Raw genomic sequence first — 4753 nt, 5'->3', positions numbered from 1 at the left:
TGTCCTGAGCTTGTCGAATGGGCCGGACATCTCCCCCGCAAGGGGGGAGATTGGCCGTCCGCCCGGTTTTCGCCAATCACCAATGTTGAAGGTGAAGCGGCAAGACCGAAGCTGCCAATCTCCCCCCTTGCGGGGGAGATGTCCGGCAGGACAGAGGGGGGTGCGAAGGAGCGCCGGCGCCCGTCCCGCAAAATGGCGGTCGCGTTCCCATGAGCGTGCCCGGCATCGACACCCGCCCACTCGCCCCGCGCCTAGACGGCGGCATGCTGTCCATCCCCTGGCTCGTCGCGGGCATGGCCTTCATCCTGCTCTGGCAGTTCGGCGAGCCCCTGGCGAAATGGGCGTTCGACTATCCGCGCGCCTGGCGCCTGCCGGCGCAGCGCTGGATTGGCGACGCCATGAAATGGCTGCTCAACGACGCGCATTTCGGCCTGTTCACCTTTACCGAACTGACCCGGTTCATAGCGGCTGCCATCGACGTCCCCTACCGCCTGGCGCTCAGCCTGCTGTCGACCGGCTTCCTGTCGGGTCAGGGATCGAGCGCGGTGCAGATCGTCCCGCCGCTATCCTGGCTCGCCGTCGTCGGCATCGTCTCCCTGCTGGGCTTCTATGCCGGCGGGCGGAAACTGGCACTGCTTTCCGGCGGCTGCTTCCTGTTCCTCGCGATCTTCGGCCAATGGAGCAGCGCCATGGTGACACTGGCGTCGATCCTGGTCGCCGTGCCGATCGGGGTTGTCGGCGGGCTGGTGCTGGGGCTCGCCGCCTACCGCTGGCCGCGCTTCGAGACGGCGCTGACGCCGATCCTCGACCTGATGCAGACGATCCCCGTCTTCGCCTACCTGGTACCGATCCTGTTCCTGTTCGGCTTCGGCCCGACGGCGGCGATCGTCGCCACCCTGATCTACGCCATGCCGCCGATGACGCGCATCACCGCGCTGGCGCTGCGCTCGGTGCCGTCGGAAATCCACGACCTCGGAAAAATGATCGGCTGCACGCGCCGGCAGATGACCTGGCGGGTGCTGGTGCCGTCGGCGCGCGACAGCCTGATGGTCGGCGTCAACCAGGTGATCATGCTGTCGCTCAACATGGTCATCATCGCCTCGATGATCGGTGCCGGCGGGCTCGGCTTCGACGTGCTCGCCGCGCTGCGCCGCCTCGACATCGGCGCCGGGCTGGAGGCCGGGCTCGCGATCGTGGCGCTGGCGATCGCGCTCGACCGCCTCAGCCAGGCTTTTGCGGAAAAGGCGTCCGCCGCATCGTCCCGACCCACCGCCGGCCCGCCCGTCGGCCGTTATCCCTACACCGCGGCGGCCGCCGCATTGGTGCTGGTTTCCGGGCTGGCAGGGCTCGTCCTGCCGGCCGTGCAGAGCTATCCGGAGGCGCTGCAGGTCTCGACCGGCACCTTCTTCTCGCGCGCGGTCGAATGGATCAACGTCAATTTCTTCGATGCCTTCGAAGCTGCGAAGAACGCGGTCCTGCTCAACCTGCTGATCCCGTTCAAGCGGCTGCTCGCCGGCCTGCCGTGGCTCGGCGTGACCGCGCTGCTGGCCTTCGCCGGCTGGCGGCTGGGCGGCGCGCGCCTCGGCGTGCTGGTCGGTGTTCTTGCCCTCCTGATCGCCGCCACCGGCCAGTGGGAGAAGGCGATGGTGACCGTCTATCTGTGCGGCATCTCGGTGGTCGTCGCCACATTGATCGGCCTGCCGATCGGAATTCTCGTCGCCGAGCGGGAAAAGCTGTGGCGCTGGGTGCAGGTGGTCATCGACACGCTGCAGACGCTGCCGTCCTTCGTCTACCTGATGCCGGCGGTGATGCTGTTCCGCGTCGGCGACTTCACCGCCATGATCGCGGTGGTCGCCTACGCGATCGCGCCGGCGATCCGCTACACCGTGCTCGGCCTCAGGCAGGTCGATCCGCGCATCATCGAGGCCGGCCGCGCCATGGGCTGCACGCCGGGGCAGCTGCTCACCAAGATCCGGCTCAGGCTGGCGCTGCCGGAGATCCTGCTCGGGCTGAACCAGACGATCATGTTCGCCCTGTCGATGCTGGTCATCACCGCGCTGGTCGGGACGCGCGACCTCGGCCAGGAGGTCTATATCGCGCTGACCAAGGCCGACACCGGGCGCGGCATCGTCGCCGGGTTCGCCGTCGCCTTCATCGCCATCATTGCCGACCGGCTCATCGCCGCCGGCGCGGCCCGCGCCCGCGCGCGGCTCGGGCTGGTGTGAGGGCATGCCGGCCGCCAATCAACAGTCAAGAACAACAAAATACGGGATGAATCGCCCATGACCCTGCCCAGCCACGCCCGGATCGTCGTCATCGGCGGGGGCATCATCGGCTGCTCGACGGCTTACCACCTCGCCCGCGATCACAAGGCCGAGGTGGTGCTGCTGGAGCAGGGCAAGCTCACATCCGGCTCGACCTGGCACGCCGCCGGCCTGGTCGGCCAGCTCCGCTCCTCGGCCTCGATCACCCGCGTGCTCAAATATTCGGTCGAGCTCTACAAGAGCCTCAAGGCCGAAACCGGCCTGGAGACCGGCTGGAAGATGACCGGCTGCCTCCGGCTCGCCACCAACCGCGACCGCTGGACCGAGTTCAGGCGGCTCGCCACCACGGCGAAGAGCTTCGGCATGGAGATGCACCTGGTCTCGCCGGAAGAGGTCAAGCGCATCTGGCCGCTGATGGAGGTGTCCGACCTCGTCGGCGCCTCATGGCTGCCGACCGACGGCCAGGCCAGCCCCTCCGACATCACCCAGTCGCTGGCCAAGGGCGCGCGCATGCATGGCGCGAAACTGTTCGAGGACGTGCGCGTCACCGGCTTCGACATCAAGGACGGGCGCATCACGGCGGTGAAGACCACGCAGGGCGCCATCGCCTGCGAAAAGGTCGTCAACTGCGCCGGCCAATGGGCGCGGCAGGTCGGCGCCATGGCCGGCATCGAGGTGCCGCTGCAACCCGTAAAACACCAGTACATCGTCACCGAGAAGATCGCCGGACTGGCCTCCGACGCGCCGACCATCCGCGACCCCGACCGGCGCACCTATTTCAAGGAGGAGGTCGGCGGCCTCGTCATGGGCGGCTACGAGCCGGACCCGATCGCCTGGGACACCGGGCTTTCCGGCGGCGACGTGCCGGACGACTGGGAGTTCCGCCTGTTCGACGACGATTTCGATCATTTCGAGCAGCACATGACGCAGGCGATCGCCCGCGTTCCCGCCCTGGAGACCGCCGGCGTCAAGCAGATGATCAACGGGCCGGAGAGTTTCACCCCGGATGGCAACTTCATCCTGGGAAGCGCGCCGGAGTGCGGGAACATGTATGTCGGCGCCGGCTTCAACGCCTTCGGCATCGCCTCGGGCGGCGGCGCCGGCTGGGTGCTGGCGCAGTGGGTGGTGGACGGCGAGGCGCCGCTCGACCTCTGGAGCGTCGACATCCGCCGCTTCTCCGGCCTGCATCGCGACCGCGGCTGGGTGCGCGAGCGCACGCTGGAAGCCTATGGCAAGCACTACACTGTCGGCTTCCCGCACGAGGAGTATCTTTCCGGCCGTCCCCGCATCGTCTCGCCGCTCTACGATCGGCTGAAGGACCACCGTGCCGTGTTCGGTTCGAAACTCGGCTGGGAGCGGCCGAACTGGTTCGCGCCGGCGGGCACGGAGCCACAGGACGTCTATTCCATGGGCCGGCAGAACTGGTTCGACGCCGTCGGCGACGAGCACCGGCATGTGCGCGAGCATGTCGGCATCTTCGATCAGTCGTCCTTCGCTAAATACGCGGTGACGGGAGCGGACGCGGCCCGGGCGCTCGACTGGATCTGTGCCAATGACGTGTCCAAGCCGGCCGGCAGGCTCACCTACACGCAGCTTCTCAACACGCGCGGCGGCATCGAGGCCGATTTGACGGTGGCCCGACTCGGCGAGGATCTTTTCTACGTCGTCACCGGCACCGGCTTCCGCACCCACGACCGTGCCTGGATTTCCGAGCATGTCCCCGACGGCCTGGATGTGGCGATCGAAGACATCACCGAAACCTTCGGCACGCTGTCGCTGATGGGACCGAAGGCGCGCGCGGTGCTGGCGGCCGTCACAGATGCCGATGTCTCCAATGCGGCCTTCCCGTTCGGCCATGTCCGCGAGATCGGCATCGCCGGCCATAGCGTGCGGGCGCTGCGCATCACCTATGTCGGCGAGCTCGGCTGGGAGTTGCATGTGCCGATCGCCGCCGCCGGCGAGGTGTTCGACGCACTGATGGCGGCAGGCACGCCGCACGGCATCCGGCCGGTCGGCTACCGCGCGCTGGAATCGCTCAGGCTGGAAAAGGGTTATCGCGCCTGGGGCTCCGACATCACCCCCAACGACACGCCCTTGGAGGCGGGCCTGGGCTGGGCGGTGAAGCTGAGGAAGAACACCGATTTCATCGGCCGCCGAGCGCTGGAAAAAATCAATGGCACGCCGCCGGCAAAACGCTTCGTCGGCTTCACGGTGGACGATCCCGGCATCGTCCTGCTCGGCCGCGAGACGATTCTGCGCAACGGCGAGCCTGTCGGCTATCTCACCTCCGGCGGCCACGGCTACACGGTCGGCAAGGCGATCGGCTACGGCTATGTGCGCAATGCCGGCGGTGTCGACGACGGGTTTCTCGGCTCCGGCGACTACGAGCTGGTTGTGGCGATGGAGCGTACGCCGGCGCGCATCCACAGGGAGCCGCTCTACGATCCGAAGGGTGAGCGGGTGAAAGGCTAGGCCTTCCCTCCCCCTTG

General features: G+C 67.7%; 2 protein-coding genes. Both read left to right on the top strand.

Annotation, left to right across the window (positions count from 1 at the left end; all coding sequences use genetic code 11):
• Positions 1 to 263 precede the first annotated feature (263 nt).
• Positions 264 to 2225, top strand: a complete 1962-nt coding sequence (locus AC5JDC_RS14970) for an ABC transporter permease (RefSeq protein WP_495842281.1) — start codon at positions 264 to 266, stop codon at positions 2223 to 2225.
• Positions 2226 to 2282: 57 nt separating this feature from the next.
• A complete protein-coding gene (locus AC5JDC_RS14965) occupies positions 2283 to 4736 on the top strand; it encodes a GcvT family protein (protein WP_495842279.1) in 2454 nt (817 codons plus the stop codon).
• Positions 4737 to 4753 lie beyond the last annotated feature (17 nt).

It is taken from the genome of Kumtagia sp., assembly GCF_059502445.1.
This window is presented reverse-complemented; position numbering and strand designations above follow the sequence as displayed.